At 63.9% G+C, this 19,251-nt stretch carries 19 protein-coding genes; 8 read left to right on the top strand and 11 right to left on the bottom strand.

Annotation, left to right across the window (positions count from 1 at the left end):
• Positions 1 to 133: 133 nt before the first annotated feature.
• Together AC6H0W_RS03695 and AC6H0W_RS03700 are read right to left on the bottom strand one after the other, a co-directional pair.
• Positions 134 to 835 carry a DUF6683 family protein gene (locus AC6H0W_RS03695; RefSeq protein ID WP_497575768.1) on the bottom strand — a complete coding sequence of 234 codons (702 nt, stop codon included), beginning with the start codon at positions 833 to 835 and terminating at the stop codon, positions 134 to 136.
• 71 nt (positions 836 to 906) lie between these two features.
• A complete protein-coding gene (locus tag AC6H0W_RS03700) occupies positions 907 to 1,656 on the bottom strand; it encodes an SDR family NAD(P)-dependent oxidoreductase (protein WP_497575769.1) in 750 nt (249 codons plus the stop codon).
• Positions 1,657 to 1,872: 216 nt separating this feature from the next.
• Here AC6H0W_RS03700 and AC6H0W_RS03705 point away from each other — a divergent pair, with 216 nt between their 5' ends.
• From AC6H0W_RS03705 to AC6H0W_RS03720, 4 genes are all read left to right on the top strand, one after another.
• The gene (locus AC6H0W_RS03705) at positions 1,873 to 3,120 is read left to right on the top strand and encodes an Eco57I restriction-modification methylase domain-containing protein (RefSeq protein ID WP_497575770.1); all 1,248 of its coding nucleotides are present in this window, start codon (positions 1,873 to 1,875) and stop codon (positions 3,118 to 3,120) included.
• A gap of 68 nt (positions 3,121 to 3,188) precedes the next feature.
• Positions 3,189 to 4,484 carry a glutamate--cysteine ligase gene (gshA, locus tag AC6H0W_RS03710; RefSeq protein ID WP_497575771.1) on the top strand — a complete coding sequence of 432 codons (1,296 nt, stop codon included), beginning with the start codon at positions 3,189 to 3,191 and terminating at the stop codon, positions 4,482 to 4,484.
• Position 4,485: 1 nt separating this feature from the next.
• Positions 4,486 to 5,433 (top strand): glutathione synthase, encoded by a 948-nt coding sequence (gene gshB, locus AC6H0W_RS03715; protein ID WP_497575772.1) that lies wholly within the window; start codon positions 4,486 to 4,488, stop codon positions 5,431 to 5,433.
• Positions 5,430 to 6,494: an FAD:protein FMN transferase gene (locus AC6H0W_RS03720; RefSeq protein ID WP_497575773.1), complete on the top strand. Its 1,065-nt coding sequence runs from the start codon at positions 5,430 to 5,432 to the stop codon at positions 6,492 to 6,494. The genes gshB and AC6H0W_RS03720 overlap by 4 nt, the downstream gene beginning before the upstream one ends.
• Before the next feature lie 6 nt (positions 6,495 to 6,500).
• Here AC6H0W_RS03720 and AC6H0W_RS03725 read toward each other — a convergent pair whose 3' ends face one another.
• Entirely contained in the window at positions 6,501 to 7,130 is a 630-nt protein-coding gene (locus AC6H0W_RS03725) for a hypothetical protein (RefSeq protein ID WP_497575774.1), read from the bottom strand.
• Positions 7,131 to 7,241: 111 nt separating this feature from the next.
• Here AC6H0W_RS03725 and AC6H0W_RS03730 point away from each other — a divergent pair, with 111 nt between their 5' ends.
• Together AC6H0W_RS03730 and thrH are read left to right on the top strand one after the other, a co-directional pair.
• The gene (locus AC6H0W_RS03730; RefSeq protein ID WP_497575775.1) at positions 7,242 to 9,176 is read left to right on the top strand and encodes an ATP-binding cassette domain-containing protein; all 1,935 of its coding nucleotides are present in this window, start codon (positions 7,242 to 7,244) and stop codon (positions 9,174 to 9,176) included.
• 88 nt (positions 9,177 to 9,264) lie between these two features.
• The gene (thrH, locus tag AC6H0W_RS03735; RefSeq protein ID WP_497575776.1) at positions 9,265 to 9,876 is read left to right on the top strand and encodes a bifunctional phosphoserine phosphatase/homoserine phosphotransferase ThrH; all 612 of its coding nucleotides are present in this window, start codon (positions 9,265 to 9,267) and stop codon (positions 9,874 to 9,876) included.
• A gap of 149 nt (positions 9,877 to 10,025) precedes the next feature.
• Here the strand turns inward: thrH and AC6H0W_RS03740 are convergent, their stop codons facing one another.
• From AC6H0W_RS03740 to glnK, 3 genes are all read right to left on the bottom strand, one after another.
• The gene (locus AC6H0W_RS03740; RefSeq protein WP_497575777.1) at positions 10,026 to 10,703 is read right to left on the bottom strand and encodes a TorF family putative porin; all 678 of its coding nucleotides are present in this window, start codon (positions 10,701 to 10,703) and stop codon (positions 10,026 to 10,028) included.
• Between the two features lie 285 nt (positions 10,704 to 10,988).
• Positions 10,989 to 12,347 carry an ammonium transporter gene (locus AC6H0W_RS03745; RefSeq protein ID WP_497575778.1) on the bottom strand — a complete coding sequence of 453 codons (1,359 nt, stop codon included), beginning with the start codon at positions 12,345 to 12,347 and terminating at the stop codon, positions 10,989 to 10,991.
• 18 nt (positions 12,348 to 12,365) lie between these two features.
• On the bottom strand, positions 12,366 to 12,704 hold the full coding sequence (glnK, locus tag AC6H0W_RS03750; RefSeq protein ID WP_497576185.1) for a P-II family nitrogen regulator: 339 nt from the start codon (positions 12,702 to 12,704) through the stop codon (positions 12,366 to 12,368).
• Positions 12,705 to 13,006: 302 nt separating this feature from the next.
• On the opposite strand from glnK, the gene AC6H0W_RS03755 reads away from it, so the two are divergent.
• Both AC6H0W_RS03755 and AC6H0W_RS03760 read left to right on the top strand, forming a co-directional pair.
• Positions 13,007 to 13,264, top strand: coding sequence for an accessory factor UbiK family protein (locus AC6H0W_RS03755; protein ID WP_497575779.1), 258 nt, complete (start codon positions 13,007 to 13,009; stop codon positions 13,262 to 13,264).
• A gap of 28 nt (positions 13,265 to 13,292) precedes the next feature.
• Positions 13,293 to 13,760, top strand: coding sequence for a DsrE family protein (locus tag AC6H0W_RS03760; protein WP_497575780.1), 468 nt, complete (start codon positions 13,293 to 13,295; stop codon positions 13,758 to 13,760).
• Positions 13,761 to 13,779: 19 nt separating this feature from the next.
• Here AC6H0W_RS03760 and AC6H0W_RS03765 read toward each other — a convergent pair whose 3' ends face one another.
• The 5 genes from AC6H0W_RS03765 to AC6H0W_RS03785 form a co-directional block, all read right to left on the bottom strand.
• Positions 13,780 to 14,472: a TetR/AcrR family transcriptional regulator gene (locus AC6H0W_RS03765; protein WP_497575781.1), complete on the bottom strand. Its 693-nt coding sequence runs from the start codon at positions 14,470 to 14,472 to the stop codon at positions 13,780 to 13,782.
• A gap of 34 nt (positions 14,473 to 14,506) precedes the next feature.
• Positions 14,507 to 16,117: a gamma-glutamyltransferase gene (gene ggt, locus AC6H0W_RS03770; protein WP_497575782.1), complete on the bottom strand. Its 1,611-nt coding sequence runs from the start codon at positions 16,115 to 16,117 to the stop codon at positions 14,507 to 14,509.
• Between the two features lie 28 nt (positions 16,118 to 16,145).
• Complete coding sequence (locus AC6H0W_RS03775) at positions 16,146 to 17,426, bottom strand: TRAP transporter large permease (protein WP_497575783.1); 1,281 nt, start codon at positions 17,424 to 17,426, stop codon at positions 16,146 to 16,148.
• Positions 17,427 to 17,430: 4 nt separating this feature from the next.
• Positions 17,431 to 17,934 carry a TRAP transporter small permease gene (locus AC6H0W_RS03780; RefSeq protein WP_497575784.1) on the bottom strand — a complete coding sequence of 168 codons (504 nt, stop codon included), beginning with the start codon at positions 17,932 to 17,934 and terminating at the stop codon, positions 17,431 to 17,433.
• A 61-nt stretch (positions 17,935 to 17,995) separates the two neighbouring features.
• The gene (locus AC6H0W_RS03785; protein WP_497575785.1) at positions 17,996 to 19,006 is read right to left on the bottom strand and encodes a TRAP transporter substrate-binding protein; all 1,011 of its coding nucleotides are present in this window, start codon (positions 19,004 to 19,006) and stop codon (positions 17,996 to 17,998) included.
• Positions 19,007 to 19,251: the final 245 nt, after the last annotated feature.

Below are 19,251 nucleotides of genomic sequence, written 5' to 3' on the forward strand. Positions count from 1 at the left end.
CCAGCGCGCCTGATAGCCGATGGTCTTGCAGGGCTGAGTCGTTCGGGGGCGTGTGTCTGCGCTCTGTCGGGGCCCATCGCGAGAACGCAAGAACCGCAAGGAACTGCGCTGGGCCCTCGGGCATTGGCGCGCATCAGCGTTTCACCAGACCGCCGTCGCCCAGTTCGAGTTGCAGCAGGTCGATGCCGTTGGCTTGCAGGCCCTGCCGTGTGCCGGAGGCCAACTCGCGCAATGCGTCGCGGTTGCCTTGGCGCTTGAGGGTTTGATAGCTGAACGCATGCACCATGGTGAGGTAAGCCGTGCGCTCGGCTTGCGCTTGCTTGTCCGCATCGCTCATGGCCGCCACTTGCGGCACGGCGGCCAGCGGGGCGATCAGTTGGCGCCGTACTGCGCGTTGCCCTTGTGGAGAGCTCTTGGAGTCGCGGTCATTGGCCACTTCCCACGAGATCAGAAGGTGGGCAGCCAGCACGTCGCCAAGGTTGCCGGGGTCGTAGCCATAGCGCTTCAGGATGCTGTCGAACTCTCGCAGCATCTTGCCCGAGCCGATGAGCTCTTCCAGCCCGGCTAGTTGTTCGGGATTGCGACCGAAGGCCTCAATGGCTTCACGCTGAACACGCGCCGTCACTTGCGCGTCGCGTTCAAACGACAGCGCTTCGACGGCTGCTGCGTCGACGCGATCCGGCGCGGGTTGCGACAGCGCCTGCTGCAGCGCGCGCTGCACGCCGGCTTCTCCGTTCTGGGCGGACGTCGCCGTGGCAGACAGCAGGCAGACAATGCCAATCAGGGCCGCGTAGCTCAAACGCCATACCGACCTGCGAGGAACCATCGAACTCATGCGTACTTTCTCCTGTGTCGCGAGCAAATCAGGGCGACGAGGAGACCGGCTGCCGTGCGGCCCAAGCGAGCCTAGCCGCGCCACAGGCCGGTGAATTCCTCATCGCGAATGTCGCGCTCGGCCTCCGAAAATTGCTGGGCGTTGGCGTCGAGCAGCATCCACGTCAGAAAACGCCCCACCGTGTCGGGCGCGAGCAACGCGCCCTCGGCTTTCATTTGCTGAAAGGCGGCTACGCGCGGGAACACCGCGGGTGCAAGACTGCGGATGGTGCTCTGCATGGGGGTGTCGACGACGCCCGGCCGTGCGCTGCCGACCAAAATACCGCGCTCGCCGAGTTCGGCATTCCAGCTTTGTGTAAGCATGTGCAGTGCGGCTTTCGAGACGCAGTACGGCCCCCAGCCCTGAAGGGCATGATGCGCAGCGCCGGACGAGATGTGCAGCACGCGTGCGCCTTCGCGCATCGCCGGCAGCAAGGCCTGCGTGATGAACAGCGGGGCACTCAGGTTGGTGTCGAGGTGCGCTTGAAAGGCCGCGCGATCAAGCGTTGCCAGGGGGCCGGCCGGTTCCAGAGTGGCCGCGTTGTGCACGACAAAGCGTAACGGGCGCTCGGCGACGGCGGCGCGCAGGGCCGCCGGGGCCTCCGGCGTGGCGATGTCGAGCGGCACGGGCGTCACCCGGCCGGGGTGGGCCTCGGCAAGTGCCTGCAGCGGCGCTACGCGGCGGCCCACGGCGAGGATGTCGCAACCACGGCTGATCAGGTGGGTGGAAAGCGCATGGCCGATGCCGGTGCCGGCGCCGGTGATGAGGGCGAGAGGTCGCATGGCGGTGTCCCGGAGGTAGGCTGAAGCCGCCATTCTAGGGAAAGCCCATGGTGCATGTGGCTGCGCAGGGAACGTTGGGGAACGAGTCCGTGCGCTGGACGCTCACAGGCGAACCTGCATCGAGCCGATGCGGCCTGCAGCCGGTGGCAGTGGATGGGATACACTTTGCCGCCATGTGAGCCCTTACCCGGCAGGCCGAGCCCGGCGCCCCATTTGATGAATCTTCCGCTTCCCCCGCGTGTGTTCGACGTTGCTTCGCTCGGCCAGGTGTTCACGCCGGAAGCGGTGGTGCGCGCCATGCTGGCCTTGCGGCGCAACCACGGCCGGGTGCTGGAGCCGGCGTGCGGGGACGGCGCCTTTCTGCGGCATCTCGACGGCGCAGTGGGTATCGAGCTGGATGCCACGCATTGCCCGGCCGGTGCGATCAACGCCGACTTTTTCGCCTATCCCGATGCCGAGCAGTTCGACACCATCATCGGCAACCCGCCGTATGTGCGCTTTCGTGACGTGCCGGCGGCCACTCGGGCGTGGCTGGAGGGCGAAGGGCTGGATGCGCGGGCGAATCTGTTCCTGTATTTCATCTCCAAGTGCCTGCGCCATCTGGTGCCGGGCGGCGAGCTGATCTTCATCACGCCGCGCGATTTCCTCAAATCGACCTCGGCCGTCGAGCTCAACAAGCGCCTGTTCGAGCAGGGCTCGATCACCGACGCCATCGAACTGGGCGATTCGCGCGTATTCGACGGCGCGGTGCCGAATTGCCTGATCTGGCGTTTCGAGAAGGGCTGCTTCGACCGGCGCATGCGCTTTGCCGATGTCGGCGCACGCGCCGGGCCGGGCGAGCTGGCCGCGCCGCGCTGGGAGGCGCGCCATCTGGTGGAGTGCGCCGGGCATCTGATGTTTGCACGCGAGGAGTATCCGCTGCGGCTGTCGGATGTGGCGGCGGTCAAGGTGGGCGCGGTGTCCGGGCTGGACAGCGTGTTTGCCGATGCGCGCCACGGCAACCGTGATTTCGTGTGTTCCGAGACCGCCCGCAGCGGCAACACCCGCCGCATGATCTGGTGCGAGCCGGGCGAGCCTCCGCCCAGCGTGTTGCTGCCCCAGCGCAAGCGTTTGCTGGCGCGCCGCATCCGTAAATTCGATGAATCCAACTGGTGGCAGTGGGGGCGCAGCTACCACCGCTCCGAGCGCCCGCGCGTGTATGTGAACAGCCGTACACGCGGTGCCAGCCCGTTCTTCCTGCACCCCTGCAATGCCTACGACGGCGCCGTGCTGGCGGTGTTTCCGCACGCGCCGGAGGTCGATATCGCCGCCTTTGCCGCGGCCCTCAACGCGGTCGACTGGGCCTCGCTGGGCTTCGTGTGCGACGGACGCTTTCTGTTCACCCAGCGCAGTTTGGAAAACGCGCCGTTGCCGGCTTCGTTCGCGGCCTTCGTGCCGCTGCAATCAGAGCGTTCAGGGCGCTGATGTACAATCCGCAGCATCTTCCGGCACGCCTCGCGGCGTCGCTGCTTTCACCGTAGAGAGTCCCCCTCATGGTTCCTCATCTCACCACCGCGTTGTCCGGCCCCCTGTTGGAGTTGGAGTCGCGTTTTCTCGACCACGCCACCGAGATCGAGCAATGGATGCGCGTGCAGTGGCGGGATCATGCGCCCCCGTTCTACGCCTCCACCGATTTGCGTAACTCGGGCTTCAAGCTTGCGCCGGTTGACCTGAACCTGTTCCCGGGCGGCTTCAACAACCTCAACGAAGCCTTCATGCCGCTGTGCGTGCAGGCTACGCAGTCGGCGGTCGAGCGCATCTGCTGCGACGCCAAGAACCTGCTGCTGATCCCCGAGAACCACACGCGCAACCAGTTCTATCTGCAGAACGTCGCGCGTCTGGCGTCCATCCTGTCGCTGGCGGGGCTGAATGTGCGCATCGGCAGTCTGCTGCCCGAGATCACCGCACCCACCGTGCTGGAGCTCAACAACGGCGCCACGCTGACGCTGGAGCCGCTCGAGCGGCGCGGCAGCCGCGTGGGCGTGGCCGGTTTCGACCCGTGCGCGGTGCTGCTCAACAACGACCTGTCCGCCGGCGTGCCCGAGGCCCTCAAGGGGCTCGACGAGCAATGGCTGATTCCGCCGCTGCACGCGGGCTGGTACACGCGTCGCAAATCCATCCATGCCGGCGCCTACGACCGTGTGGCCCGAGAGTTCGCCGACGTGATCGGCATTGACCCGTGGCGCATCAACCCCGAGTTCCGCACCTGCGGCAAGATCAACTTCCAGGAGCGCACTGGCGAAGAGTGCCTGGCCACGCAAGTGGATGAACTGCTCACCCGCATCCGCGCCAAGTACAAGGAATACGGCGTGGAAGAGACGCCTTTCGTGGTGGTCAAGGCCGATGCCGGCACCTACGGCATGGGCGTGATGACGGTCAAGGATGCGTCCGAAGTGGTCGGCCTGAATCGCCGTCAGCGCAACAAGATGTCGGTCATCAAGGAAGGCATGCAGGTTCAGGAGGTCATCATTCAAGAAGGCGTGCACACCTTCGAAACGCTCGATGGCGCTGTTGCCGAGCCGGTGGTGTACATGATGGATCACTACGTGGTGGGCGGCTTCTACCGCGTGCATACGGAGCGCGGCCGCGACGAGAACCTCAACGCGCCGGGCATGCACTTCGAGCCGCTGGCCTTCGACACCTGCTGCAGCCTGCCGGACGCCGGTCAGGCGCCCGACGCACCGCCCAACCGCTTCTACGCCTACGGCGTGGTGGCGCGACTGGCGCTGCTGGCGGCCTCGGTCGAGATCGAAGAGACCGAGCCGGCGGACGCGGCCGAGGCGGCCTGACATGGCGCTGAAGATTGCCTTCATCCTCGATCCGCTGGAGCTGCTCAAGCCCTACAAGGATTCGAGCATTGCCATGATGCGCGAGGCCGCCCGGCGCGGCCATGCGGTGTATGCGATCCAGCGTGAAGCGCTGATGTGGTGCGACGGCGCCGTGGCGGCGCGCACCACGGCGCTGCAGGTGAGCGACGACGACGCACGGTGGTACGTGCCCGGTGCCGAGGGCGTGCAGGCGCTCACCGACTTCGACGCCGTGATCATGCGGCAAGACCCGCCCTTCGATTTCGAATACGTCACCGCCACTTGGCTGCTCGAACGCGCTCAGGCGGCCGGCGCGCGCATCTTCAACGACCCGCGTGCCATCCGTGACCACTCCGAGAAAATCGCCATCACCGAATTCCCGCAGTTCGTTGCCACCACGCTGGTGGCGCGCGACCCGCGCGACGTGCAGGCTTTCATCGACGAACTGGGCGATGTCATCCTCAAGCCGCTCGACGGCATGGGCGGCAGCCAGATCTTCCGCGTGCGTGCCGACGACCCCAACCGCAACGTGATTCTCGAGACGCTCACGCACGAAGGCACGCGCACCATCATGGCGCAGCGCTACCTGCCGCAGATTCTCGAAGGCGACAAGCGCGTTCTGATCATCGGCGGCGAAGTCGTGCCGTATTCGCTGGCGCGCATTCCCAAGGCCGGCGAGACGCGCGGCAACCTTGCCGCCGGCGGGCGTGGCGTGGCCATGCCGCTGACCGCGCGCGAGCGCGAGATCGCCGAATACCTCGCCCCGATCCTGTGGAAGCGCGGCCTGCTGGTGGTCGGGCTCGACGTCATCGGCGGCCACCTCACCGAGATCAACGTCACCAGCCCGACCTGCTTCGTCGAGATCGCCGCGCAAAGCGGTTTTTCGGTAGCCGGGCTGTTCGTCGATCGACTCGAACAGATTTGCGCATGAATTTTCAGTTCTGCTTCAAGCGTGCTGCCTGGGTACGCACGCTGGCCGCGTGCGTACTGGCGGCCGGCGTGTTGGTCGGCTGCAGCCAGCCGCAGCTGTTCCATCAGGAAGCCTATGTTTTCGGCACGCGTGTCGACCTGACGGTGTATGGCGAGTCGCAGGAAGAGGCCGAGAAGGCCATGTCCGCCGTGCTGCAGGAATTCGACCGCCTGCACCACATGCTGCACGCGTGGAAGCCGTCTGAAGTCACGCAGCTGAACGAAGGGCTGGAGCGCGGCGAGACGGTCGAGGTGACTCCGGAATTGGCCGAGTTGCTGGGTGACGCGCAGAAGATCGCCGAGGCTGGCGACGAGCTTTTCGACCCGGCACTGGGGCGTTTGATCGCGCTGTGGGGCTTTCACGACGATGAGTTCGAGCCGGTCATGCCGGACCCTGACAAGCTCGCGGCTGTGCTTTCGGCGCGCCCGCGCATGGCCGATCTGACCATCGACGGCACACGCGTGTCGAGCCGCAACCCGGCTGTGCAGATCGATCTGGGAGGTTACGCCAAGGGCTACGCGCTGGATCGCGCGGCCGGCATTTTGCGCGGCATGGGCGTCAACGATGCGCTGGTGAATATCGGTGGCAACGTGCTGGCGCTTGGCTCCAAAGGCAAGACGCCGTGGCGTCTGGGCATTCAGCACCCGCGCGAGCCACGTCCGCTGGCCATCCTGCCGCTTTACGACGGTGAGGCCATCGGCACCTCTGGTGACTACCAGCGCTTCTTCGAAATTGACGGCAAACGCTATTCGCATCTGCTCGATCCGCGCACCGGCTACCCGGCCGAAGGCACGCAGTCGCTGACCGTGTTGGCGATGCCGGGTGAGCACGCCGGTGTATGGTCCGATGCAGCCAGCAAGGCGCCGTTCATTGCGGGCGACGACTGGCTCAAATACGCCCGCGCATACGGCATCGGCCACGCATTGCGCGTGGCCGATGATGGTCGTATCGAGGTGACGCGCGAATTGCGCGCCCGCCTGCAGATCCCGTCCGGCGTCGGGCCGGTTACGGTAGTCGACTGACCCGGCTTACTGCGGCGCCGGGGCACCCAGCGGTGTCAGCGGCCCGGATTCTTGCGTGCCGTCCGACATGCCGGACAGCGGGATGACCTCGGCGCGCGAACGTGCGGGAGCGGCGGCGTTCTGGCCGGCTGTCACTGGCTGAGGCTGCAGGTCGACGACCGGTGGGCCGTCGGAGCGAGATTGCGGTGCGACCGGTTTCGGGCGCTGGGCCGGTGCGGGTGCCGAGGCGGGCGGGGTGGCAGCCTCGCGTTCGGCCGGGGCAGGGCTGTCCTGCAGCCCCGGCACCGCCATCGGCTCAGGCACATCCCGCCCCGAGCGCATGTCGATCGATGTCTGGCGCTGTTCTGCCACACGGCGGCGTTCGGCCAATTCCATGCGTTTGCCGCCGATTTCGAGCTCACGCGCTTTGCTGATCTCTTCGTTGCGGTCTTTGCGGGCACGGTCGAGGCAGTAATTCACCAGGAACTTGTCGTAGCAGGCGATTTCAGTCTGACGAAAACGGGTCTCGGCGGCCTCGCGCAGCTTTTCGCCTTCGGAAATCATGGCGCGGGCACGGTCGAGGACATCGTCTGATTCGGCTGCGCCGACAAACAGCGCTTGAGACAGCAATACGGCAAGAAGTAAGTGTTTGGGCATCTTCGATGCGTCTTTCTGTGAGGCCAAGGTACGTGGATTGCACCCCGGACAGGGTTGCGAGCGTCCAAGGCCGATAGAATACCGTCTTTGAAAGCAATTCAATGCGGCCAAGTGATCCAGTTTCGCAAGTTGCGCCTCGCCCGAGGTGCCAGAACCCTTTTTGAAGACGCGTCCCTGCAAGTCCATCCGGGCTGGCGGGTCGGCCTGACCGGCGCCAACGGCAGTGGCAAGTCCAGCCTGTTTGCATTGCTGCGCGGCGAGGTGCATCAGGACCAGGGCGATCTGGAGATTCCGCCGGCCTGGGTGATCGCCCACGTCGCGCAGGAAACTCCCGCCCTCGCGCGTTCGTCGCTCGACTACGCGTTGGATGGCGATGTCGAGTTGCGTGCGGTTGAAGCCGAGCTGGCTGAGGCTGAAGCCGCGCATGACGGCACGCGTATCGGCGAACTGCACGCGCGCCTGGGTGAAATCGGTGGTTACGCCGCGCCGGCACGTGCAGCCGCGTTGCTCGACGGGCTGGGCTTCACCCAGGCTGATCTCGCGCGCCCGGTGTCGGATTTCTCCGGCGGCTGGCGCATGCGGCTCAACCTGGCGCAGGCGCTGATGTGCCGCTCCGACCTGCTGCTGCTCGATGAGCCCACCAACCACCTTGATCTCGATGCGGTGATCTGGCTCGAGCAGTGGCTGGCGGCGTACCCCGGTACGCTGGTGCTGATTTCGCACGACCGCGATTTCCTCGATGCCTGCGTCAGTCACGTGCTGCACATCGAACAGCAGCGCGTCACCTTGTACTCCGGCGGCTATTCCGATTTCGAGCGCCAGCGCGCCGAGCGGCTGTCGCAGCAGCAGTCGATGTTCGAGCGCCAGCAGCGCGAGATCGCGCACATGGAAGACTACGTGCGCCGCTTCCGCGCCAAAGCCACCAAGGCGCGGCAGGCGCAAAGCCGCATCAAGGCGCTCGAACGCATGGAGCGCATTGCCGCTGCACACGTCGATTCGCCCTTCACCTTCGCGTTCCGTGATGCGCCCCCGGCGCCCGATCCGCTGCTGCAGATCGAAGACGGCGCGGCGGGCTATGGCGACAAAACGGTGCTGTCCGGCCTCAAACTGCAGCTGCGCCCCGGCGAACGCGTGGGCTTGCTGGGTCGCAACGGCGCGGGGAAATCCACGCTCATCAAACTGCTGGCCGACCAACTCAAGCTTGGCGCCGGCACACGCAGCGAGGGCAAGGGGCTGGTCACCGGCTACTTCGCCCAGCACCAGCTCGAAACCTTGCGTCCCGATGAATCCGCTCTGCAGCACATGATGCGGCTTGACCCCGGCGTGCGTGAGCAGGATCTGCGTGATTACCTCGGCGGCTTCGACTTCCGTGGTGACGGAGTGGGTGGCACCTCGACGCCCGCCACCGCGCCGTGTGAGCCGTTCTCCGGCGGCGAGAAAACGCGTCTCGCGCTGGCCATCCTGATCTGGCAGCGGCCCAATCTGCTGCTGCTCGACGAGCCCACCAACCACCTTGACCTCGAGATGCGCCATGCGCTGACGCTGGCCTTGCAGGATTTCGACGGGGCGATGGTGCTGGTCTCGCACGACCGCGCCTTGCTGCGCGCCACCTGCGACCGCTTCGTGCTGGTCGATGACGGCGTGGCGCGCGAGTTCGACGGTGATCTGGATGATTACCGTGAGTGGCTGGCGGCCAAGCGCGCAGAGTCGGTGGCCGCTGAAAAGTGCCCCGATCAAGCGGCCGACAAGGCCAGCCGCAAGGCCGACCGCGCGCAGGCCGCGGCCGAGCGGCAGGCCCGCATCGCCGCGCGGCGGCCGCTCAACAAGGAAATCGAAAAGCTCGACCGCGACATGGCCGAGTGGAACCGCGAAAAGACTGCGTTGGATGCGCGCTTGGCCGATCCGGCTCTGTACGACGGCCCGCAGGCGTCCGAGGTGCCCGAGCTGGGTCGCCGTCAGGCTGAACTCAGCGCGAGTCTTGAAGAGGCCGAGTTGCGTTGGCTGGAATTGGCTGAAGCGCTGGAGGCGCTGGCCGACCCTGACTGAGTCGCCCGGCCCGCCCTGCGCGGGTCGGGTCAAGGTGCGGTGCTACAATCGCGCGCTGCATTTTCCACGCATTCAAAAGGCTCTCATCGTGCAAATCGTCTGTCTCGACCTCGAAGGTGTCCTGGTTCCCGAAATCTGGATCGAATTCGCCGAACGCACGGGTATTCCCGCCCTGCGTCGCACCACGCGCGACGAGCCGAACTACGACACGCTGATGAAGTACCGCCTCGACATCATCGCCCAGCACAAGCTGGGGCTGCCGCAGATTCAGGAGGTGATCGCGTCGATGGGGCCGATGGAGGGCGCACGCGCTTTTCTGGATCAATTGCGCGAGGACTACCAGGTGGTGATCCTGTCGGACACCTTCTACGAATTCGCCCATCCGCTGATGCGCCAGCTCGGCTGGCCGACGCTGTTTTGCCACAGCCTCGAGGCCGACGACACGGGGCGTCTGGTGAATTACCACCTGCGCATGCCGGATCAGAAGCGCGAGGCGGTGCGTCGTTTCAAAGAGCTCAATTTCACCGTGGTCGCGGCCGGTGATTCGTACAACGACACGGCGATGCTCGGCGAGGCGCACGGCGGCATCCTGTTCCACCCGCCGGAAAACGTGATCCGCGAGTTCCCGCAGTATCCGGTGACCAACGACTACGATGCGTTGCGCGCCGAGATCGACAAGGCATTTGCGCGCGTGGCCTGACGTTCAGGCGGGCTACACGTTTCAAGCACAACGGGCACCTTCGGGTGCCCGTTGTGCTTTCTTCGCGCATAAAAAACGGGCACCCGAAGGTGCCCGCAGAGTCAGCATGACGAGGAGGGGATCATGCTGACGGCGCTGTATTGCGTGAATCAGAAAACCTTGCCGATCGACAGCACGACGCGGGCGTCGGCTTGGTTGTTGTTGCTGATGTCGGTATCGACATAGTGCAGGCCGAAGTCCATACCACCGTAAGACTTGGTGGCGCCGAGGCTCCAGTCTTTGTAGTTGTCGTTGCCGGCACCCTTGATGCGGGAATAACCGTAGTGAGCATCCAGCGTCAGGCCTTCCATGATTTCGTAGGAAGCCGACAGATCGTAGTAGCCCGAGCCTTTCGAGTCGTTGGCGCCGAACAGATCGGTGGTGGCATGCGAGTACTTGAAGGACAGGAACTCCCACGAGATGCCAGCGTAGATCTCGGTGGTGTTACCAGCGGACCAGTCTTCGCCCGGGTAGTAATAGCGCAGAGCGCCGACATCAAAACCGAAGGGGCCGGCTTCGAAGGTGTAGCCGCCGTAAAGGTTGGTTTCGAGGCCGGCGGAACCGTCGCTGATGCTGCTGGCCCAGGTGCCGATGTACAGGCCGCTGTCGTGCGCGTAGTCAAAGCCGCCTTGGATGGCCGGGCGTTGGTTGGACTGGCTCACGCCGCGGAAGGCGTAGTCAGACACGACACTGAAGTTGCCTTCGATCGGCAGATCTTCGGCCATGGCATTGCTGCCCAGGAACGGGGTGGCTGCAAGTACTGCTGCGGCGATGATGCGTTTTTGCATGGTGCTTCTCCTGTTAAAGATTCGGTGTTTCTGGAATTGAATTAAGCAGTTAGCGTGCCAATTCTTTAGTTGTAATAAAAATTACATAAGAAACATGTAGTTGCAGCTTGTGACTCATCCGCTCTGTTCGAGGAGCCGGGTGAAGTGCCCGAAGCGCGGCAGTTCTGAACCATGTGCGCACCACAATGGTGCTTCGCACGTTTTGTGGGCACTCATCTGGTCAGCCACCTGTTTCGGGCAAGAAAGAGGCGCCCTGGGGCGCCTCTTTCCACTGCTGCGCGATGCTTACTTGTTCACAAACTCGGGGTAGGCTTCCTGACCGCATTCGGCCAGATCCACGCCTTCGTACTCTTCCTCTTCGGAGACACGGATGCCCATGACTGCTTTGAGGATGCCCCACACGATCAGGCTGCAACCGAAGACCCACACGAAGATGGTGAGGCCGCCAACGATCTGACCGAAGAAGGTCGAGTCGGAGTTGGTTACCGGCACCAGCAACAGACCGAGGATGCCGCACACGCCGTGCACCGAGATGGCGCCGACCGGATCATCGATCTTGAAGACGCGGTCCAGCGTGGTGATGGACAGCACAACCAGGACACCACCGGCAGCGCCGAACAGCGTGGCGAGCAGCGGGGTCGGGGTGGAGGGCTCGGCGGTGATGGTCACCAGGCCAGCCAGCGCGCCGTTCAGCAGCATGGTCAAGTCGGCTTTGCCGAACATCATCTTCGAGACGATGATCGCGGCGACGGCACCACCGGCAGCAGCGGCGTTGGTATTGAGGAAGACCATGGCCACGGCGTTGGCGTTGGCGATGTCACCAAGCTTGAGCACCGAACCACCGTTGAAGCCGAACCAGCCCATCCACAGGATCAGCGTGCCGAGCGTGGCGAGCGGCAGGTTGGCGCCGGGGATGGCGCGCGGTTCGCCGTTCGGGCCGTATTTGCCTTTACGCGCACCCAGCAGGATCACGCCAGCCAGGGCGGCGGCAGCGCCGGCCATGTGGACGATGCCGGAACCAGCGAAGTCGGAGAAGCCGAGGTCGCCCAGGTTGTACATGCCGAAGACGTCGTCACCGTTCCACGTCCAGGCGCCTTCCATCGGGTAGATGAAGCCGGTCATGACCACTGCGAAGGCCAGGAAGGCCCACAGCTTCATGCGCTCGGCCACTGCGCCGGAGACGATCGACATGGCGGTTGCCACGAACACGACCTGGAAGAAGAAGTCCGAAGCGCCCGAATAGACCGAATCGCCGGTGAAATCGCCTTGCTCGGCGAAGGCGCCCAAGGCGTCTTCAACCAGCGTTTCGCCGCCGTCGATGCCGGACAGGAAGATGCCGCCGCCGTACATGATGGCGTAGCCGCAGATCAGGTACATGATGCAGCTGATGGAGAACAGCGCGACGTTCTTGGTCAGGATTTCAGCGGTGTTCTTGCTGCGCACCAGACCGGCTTCGAGCATCGAGAAGCCGGCGGCCATCCACATCACCAGCACGCCGCCGATGAGGAAGTAAAAGGTGTCGAGTGCGTACTGCAGGTGGTAGACGTTGGTCATCACCTCGACAGCGGTGACTTCCTGGGCCATCGCGGGGGCGGCAAGGCCGGCCGCGGCAACCGCCAGAAGGGTCTTGAATGATGTTTTCATGAGTTGGGGCTCCCTTGCTTACAGTGCGTCGGTGCCGGTTTCGCCGGTCCGGATGCGAATGACTTGTTCGATGTCGAAAACGAAGATCTTCCCGTCGCCGATCTTGCCGGTGGCGGCGGACTTCTCGATGGTCTCGATCACTTGTTCAGCCATGTCCGAACGGATGGCGACTTCGATCTTTACCTTCGGGAGGAAGTCCACGACGTACTCGGCGCCGCGGTACAGCTCGGTGTGGCCTTTCTGGCGGCCGAAGCCTTTGACTTCGGTCACGGTGATGCCCTGCACGCCGATGGCCGAGAGGGCCTCGCGTACTTCGTCGAGCTTGAAGGGCTTGATGATGGCTGTGACGAACTTCATGGTCATGGGAATCTCCTGTCATCGGATACGTTGGGTGTTGTCGGGGCTTGCATGTAGCTTCCTCACGCAGTCGTTAGCTGGCAGAGCCCCTTTCGCACGTTCCATGCCAGTTTTATAAAATCCTTGGAAATCAGTGGATTGATCAGGAAGGCAGGGCCTATGCGGCCATCCCCTGTGCATTGCAGATGCGCTTCGGGGTGTCGATGCACCAAGGTGGTGCGTTATGTTGCAAGGTATTACCCGGAAGTGCGCATGGGGCGGTGGTAGACTCGTGCGTCTGACGAAACCAAGCGGAGTCCGCAATGAATCAGCCCCTGCGTTTTCTCGACGAAATCGGCGCCAAGCTCGCCGAACTGGCCGCCCACAGCCCGGTGGGGGATATCGAAAAGAACGCCAGAGCCTTGCTCGGCAGTGCATTCAGCAAGCTCGATCTGGTCAGCCGTGAAGAATTTGAAGTGCAGCGTGAAGTGCTCATGCAGACGCGCGAACGTTTGATCCTGCTGGAGCAACGCGTGGCGCAACTCGAAGCCGCCTCGAAGACCACGCCGGCCGGCGAGTGACGCTTCACCACAGCAATCAGGAGTCGAAATGAGTTATTTCAAGAAGGCATTCGCCGTGCTGTTGTTTGCCTTGCTGGCTGGCGTCGCCAGCGCCAGCGCCGGCGAGAAGCAGAAGGTGGTCTATCACATCAACGGTGGCGAGGCCGAGCAGCAGTACGCCGCCTTGGGCAACGTGATCAATCACATCAATGCGGTGGGGCAAGAGAACATAGACGTGAAGGTGGTCATGCACGGTGACGGTCTGTCGATGCTGCTGTTTCCCGAAGACCGCGAGCTCACCAAGATGAAGACCGCCAATGCCGACGAGCGCATGCAGGGACGCGTCACTGTACTGAAGCAGCGCGGGGTTGAGTTCCAGGTGTGCGCCAATACGCTTGAGGCGCGTGGCATTGAGATGGAGCACCTGTACGACGTGCGTGAGAGCGACGTGGTGCCGTCCGGCGTTGCGCAGCTCAGCACGCTGCAGATGCAGGGCTACACCTATATCAAACCCTGATCGGCTCGGTGTCTGCGCTTCAAACGGCTCCGCGAGGGGCCGTTTTCATTTGCAGGTAGGAAAGAATCACCTCGACGGCATGCTCGCGCCGCTCGGCCAGCCAGGCCGGATCGCCCAGGTCGCGTTCGAAGATGATCGAAAGCGTGTGGCGGTTGGAAATGTGCGTCAGCGACAGCGACAGGATCGACACATACAGCTGCAGCGGATCGACCCCGTCGCGAAACAGCCCGGCCTGTACGCCGCGCATCAGCGTGTCGCGGATCATGCCGACCAGTGGCGTAGTCTGCTGTGCCACCTTGTCCGACTTCTTCAGCATGCGTCCGGCGAGCAGGTTTTCGTTACGCACCAAGGCGATGAACTCGGGATGCTGGGCCAGGTGGTCGAAGGTGAATTCGACCAGCGCGCGCATGCCCGCAACGGGCTCCAGGTGTGTGAAATTGAGTTCGCGCTCCTTGGCGCGCAGCTCTTCGTAGGTCTCCTCCAGCACCATCAGGTACAGGCCTTCCTTGTCGCCGAAGTAGTGGTACGCCATGCGGATATTGCAGCCGGCATTGCGCACGATGCGCTCCATGCGCGCGCCGTCATAGCCGTATTCGCAGAATTCCTCGGTGGCTGCGCGCAGCAGCAGTTCGCGCGTTTCCCCGGCATTGCGGCGTGCTCGTGGCGCAGCGCGTTTGCTGGAGGGTTTCGGCGAAGAGCTGTGCTTGTGCATGCGCGGTTTCCGTGAAGTCGCCCGATTCTAGCCCTTACAGCGCCAATGCGATGCCGTCGCTGCGCGGGTCGTGTGCGCCGAGAAAGCCGTCGGCACCGATGGTGATTGCACCCGGATGACCGGCAAGCGGGCTTTGCGCCGGCAACGGGCTGATCTCGTGGCCACGCCGGGCGAGTTCGTCAAAGACCGCCGTGCTGGCGTCCTCTTCGAGCTTGAGGGTGTCTCGGCTGTCCGAGAAGGTGCGTCCCAGCAGAAAGCGCGGTCGCGCCAACGCGCTGAGCGGGTCCAGCCCGTAGTCGATCAGGCGCGTCAGAATGGCAGCCAGCGTCTGCGGCTGGCCATCTGCCCCCTGGGTGCCGTACAGCAGTCGCGGCTTGCCCTCTTTCAGGTACATGCCGGGGTTGAGCGTATGGAACGGCCGCTTGCCCGGCGCCAGCACGTTTGGATGACCTGCCTCCAGACTGAAGGCCGCACCACGGTTGTGCCACAGCATGCCGGTGTCACCCACTTCCACGCCGCTGCCCCAGTCGTAATACACCGTCTGCAACATCGACACCGCGTTGCCGAAGCGATCCGCCGCCGCGAGAAACACCGTGTCGCCGTGGCGGAAGGCATGCGGCCAGGCGCGCGCGCGGAGGGGGTCGAGCGATGCCGCGCAGGCATCCAGATGCTCGGCCGAGAGCAATTGTTGCGCCGGCACTGGCACGAAATCCGGGTCGGCCAGATGGCGGTTGCGGTCGATGAAGGCGAGCTTCACCGCCTCCACCAGCAGGTGATAGTGGTCCGCACTGCCCTCGGGCACGGCGGCCAGATCGAAGCGCTCGAGAATGCCCATGATCTCCAGCGTGGTCATGCCCTGCGTGGGTGGTTGATGCGCGATCAGCTCACCGCCGCGGTAGGCGACGCGCAGCGGCTCTTCGATACGTGCTGCAGTGGCCGCCAGGTCGGCGGCCGTCAGCGGCGAGCCGGCGGCCGCCAGCCCTGCGGCGATGCGCTCGGCCAATCGCCCTTCGTAGAAATCGCGATGGCCGTGGGTCGCGATCGATTCCAGCGAGGCTGCGAGCTCCGCCTGACGGATGTGGCGGCCGGTCTCGGGCGCTTTACCGTGCGGCATGAAGCGGTTTGCCACGCCCGGCATGCTGGCCATCTCCTCGGCGCGAAACTCCAGCCAGAAGCGCTGAGAAGGCGTCATCGCAAAGCCCTCGCGTGCCAAGCGAATGGCAGGCTGCAGAAGATCCGCCCAGCCCATGCGCCCGCCGCAGTCGGCCTGCGATAGCGCGTGGGCCTTGCCCCAGGTATCCACCGTGGCCGCCGTGGTGAGCATCGAGCCCGCGCCACGCACCGGAATGGCGCCCTCGTACGCGGGCGGTTTCGCCGCCGCCTGGCCGATGCCCGACAGCGTGCGCACCCGCCCTGAAGCGTCCGCAATGATCATGAAGGCATCGCCGCCAAGACCGGTGAAGTGCGGGTACGTCACCGTCAGGCAGGCGCCCATTGCGATGGCCGCCTCGATGGCATTGCCACCCGCCCGCAGAACACCGATGCCGGCCTCAGTGGCCAGTGTGTGGGGACTGGTAGCGATGCCGTCGCGTGAGCGGGCGAGAGCGCCCCGCGAAGGGCTTTGGCATTCAATAGCGGAATCCATGCTGTTCCTCGTGTCCATGTTCGGTGGCTCAGCTGCCATACACAGCGTTTGGCAGCCACATGCTGATTGCCGGCACATACGTAAGCAGGAGCAATGCCAGAATCGCGATGCCGATGAACGGCAAGGAGCCTCGCACCGCCTGCGTGTAGGTCACGCCGCCAAGCGAGCTGGCTACGAACAGGTTCAGGCCGAACGGCGGCGTGAACATGCCGATGGCGCCGTTCACCGTGAGTACCGCACCGAGGTGCACCGGATCGATGCCCACCTGGATGCCGATGGTGTAGAAGAGCGGCGCCAGAATGACCATGATCGAGGCGGCATCGAGGAACATGCCGACGATCAGCACGGTGACGTTGATCAGCAGGAAGATGTGATACGGGTTGTCCGACAGCGACAGCACTGCATTTGCCACCGCGACCGCCAGGCCGTTGCTGGTCAGGAACCACGCCAGCACCGATGCCGCTGCCAGGATGATCATCACCTGCGCCGTGGTGGTGGCTGAATCCACCATGGTGCGGAACAACTCGCCAAGGGTTTTCTCGCGATATACCAGCACCGATACCAGCAGCGCGTACACCACAGAAACGGCCGCGGCTTCGGTTGGCGTGAAGACCCCGCCATAGATGCCGCCCAGCACCACCACCGGAACGCCCAGACCCCAGGAGGCATCTTTCAGACCCACCCACAATTGGTGCAGCGTGGGCGGCGTCATGGGCTTCACGCCGTCGCGCCTGGCACGCCAAACGCAATACGGCAAAAAACAGGCGGCGTAGAGCAGCCCGGCGCCGATGCCCGCCATGAACAGTGCACCCACCGAAACTCCGGTGACAGCGGCATAGACGATCATCACGATCGACGGCGGGATGATGATGCCGAGCGAGCCCGAGGCGATGATCACGCCGATCGAGAACGGGCTCGAATACCCGTCGCGGCGCATGGCCGGATACAGCAGGCCGCCGACTGCCACCACGGTGGCTGGGCTGGAGCCCGAGATCGCGCCGAAGAACATGCTCGATGACACCGCCGTGATGCTCAGCCCGCCGGTGAAGCGCCCGACCAACAGATTGGCGAAATGCACGATGCGTTGCGACAGTCCGCCCACGCTCATCAGACTGCCGGTGAGGATGAAGAAGGGGATGGCCATCAGCGAAAATTTGTCCAGCCCGGCGAACAGGCGTTCGATGACGATGGCCAGCGGAACATGGCTGCCGCTGCCCATCGCGGCCATTACCGAACCAGACAGCGCAATGAATATCGGCGCGCCGAGAATCAGCAGTACCGCCAGCAGAATCATAAAAGTCGTGACCATGGTTTCACCCGATCTGTTCGAGGTGGGCCGTGTTGGTGCCACGGCCCAGCGCGGTGCGGAAGAACTGCTGCGTGAAGCGCACGGCCATCAGCGCGGCACCCACCGGAATGGCCAATTGCACCAGCCACATCGGAAGCTGCATGGCCGGGCTGACCTGCCCGAATGCGCGGGTCTGCATGATCAGTTCTGCGCCGTAAAACACCAGAAAACCGCAGAACACGATGGCAATGGCATGCACCAGCAGTTCGATGACGCGCGCGATGGCGGGCGGCGTCGATTTGATCAGCAGATCGACGCCGATGTGGATGCCTTGGCGTGCCGCCACGCTGGCGCCCAGGAACACCATCCACACGATCTGGTAACGCACCAGCTCCTCGGCCCACGGGAAGCCGGCATTGAATACGTAACGTGCGACGACGTTGGCGAAGAGGATCACCGAGGCGGCCAGAATCAGCATGCCGATCAGCACCTCCTCGGAACGCGACACAAAAAGGTCGAGTTTCCGCATTGGAGTACTCCGGAAGGGAAGCAGTGAGGTGCGGGGCCGCAGGTTGCGCCCCCGCGGATGATCAGCGTTCGGCCGCGACCGCCTGTTGGAATGCGGTCATGAGATCGGTGCCGATCTGCTTGGCGAACTTGTCATGCACCGGTGCCGTGGCTTTGCTGAAGGCTTCGAGCTGTGCCTTGTCCAAGGTGCTTACGCGGGTGCCGCTGGCCTTGATAGTCTCGAGGTAGCCAGCCTCGCGGCGCTCGGTCTCTTCGCGCTGGAAGGCGGTCATCTCCTTCGCCGCTTCGGTCAGCAGCTTCTGGTGCTCCGGCTTCTGCGCTTCGAACCAGCGCTTGCTGAACAGAAAGGCATAGGCCAGATACGCGTGGTTGCTTACGATGACATCCGACTGAACCTCGTAGAAGCGCATCTTGGTGATCGACACCAGCGGGTTCTCCTGGCAATCGACAACGCGCTGCTGCAGCGCGTTGTACGTCTCGCCAAAGGCGATCGGCACCGGGTTCGCACCCAGTGCGCGGAACTGCTCCATGATGATCGGGCTTTGCATCACTCGCACCTTGCGGCCCTTGAAGTCATCCGGCCCATTCACCGCCCGGTCGCACGAGAACTGCTTGAAGCCGCTCTCCCAGAACGTCACGCCTTTGAGTCCGACGCGATCCAGCGTGGCCAGCAATTGGTCACCTGCCTTGCCGTCGAGCACCTTGTGGGCCACCGCGGGGCTGGGAAAGAGGAACGGTAGATCCACGATCTGCATTGCCGGCACGAAGTTCGACAGCTTGGCGGTCGGGATGATGGCCGACTCCAGCGCGCCGAACTGCATCTGTTGTGTCGCCTCGACGTCATCGCCAAGCGCGTTGTTCGGGAATATTCGTACCGTGATCGCGCCTTGGCTGCGCGTCTCCACCGCATCCTTGAATTTCTCGGCGGCAAGGTGCTGGGCGCTGTCTTCCGGTAAATCATGGTGGAACTTCATGGTCACCTGCGCCACGGCGCTGCCTGAGTGCATGAGGGCGGCCAGAGCGAAACTGCCGAGCAGAGCCTTGACGGTGTAATGGTTGAGCTGCGGTTTCATCGATGTCTCCTTGACTGGATATCAGGGTGCGAGCGCCTTTTGCAGGTCTTGTGTGAATTAAAGTAAATAGTTACTTACCTTGTTTGGCAAGTCAACGAGAAGCTGCCCTGGTGCGTCTTTCTGGGGTCGCACTGTGGTGTGACGCCGGTTGTAGCGAGGAGCATGCTCCACTTGCCGCTGCGTAACCGAGAGGCGCTCTGGCCGCAGCGTGGAGCACACTCCCGTAAAAGTTCTTTGTCATTTAT

Source organism: Pseudazoarcus sp. NS20 (assembly GCF_059703745.1).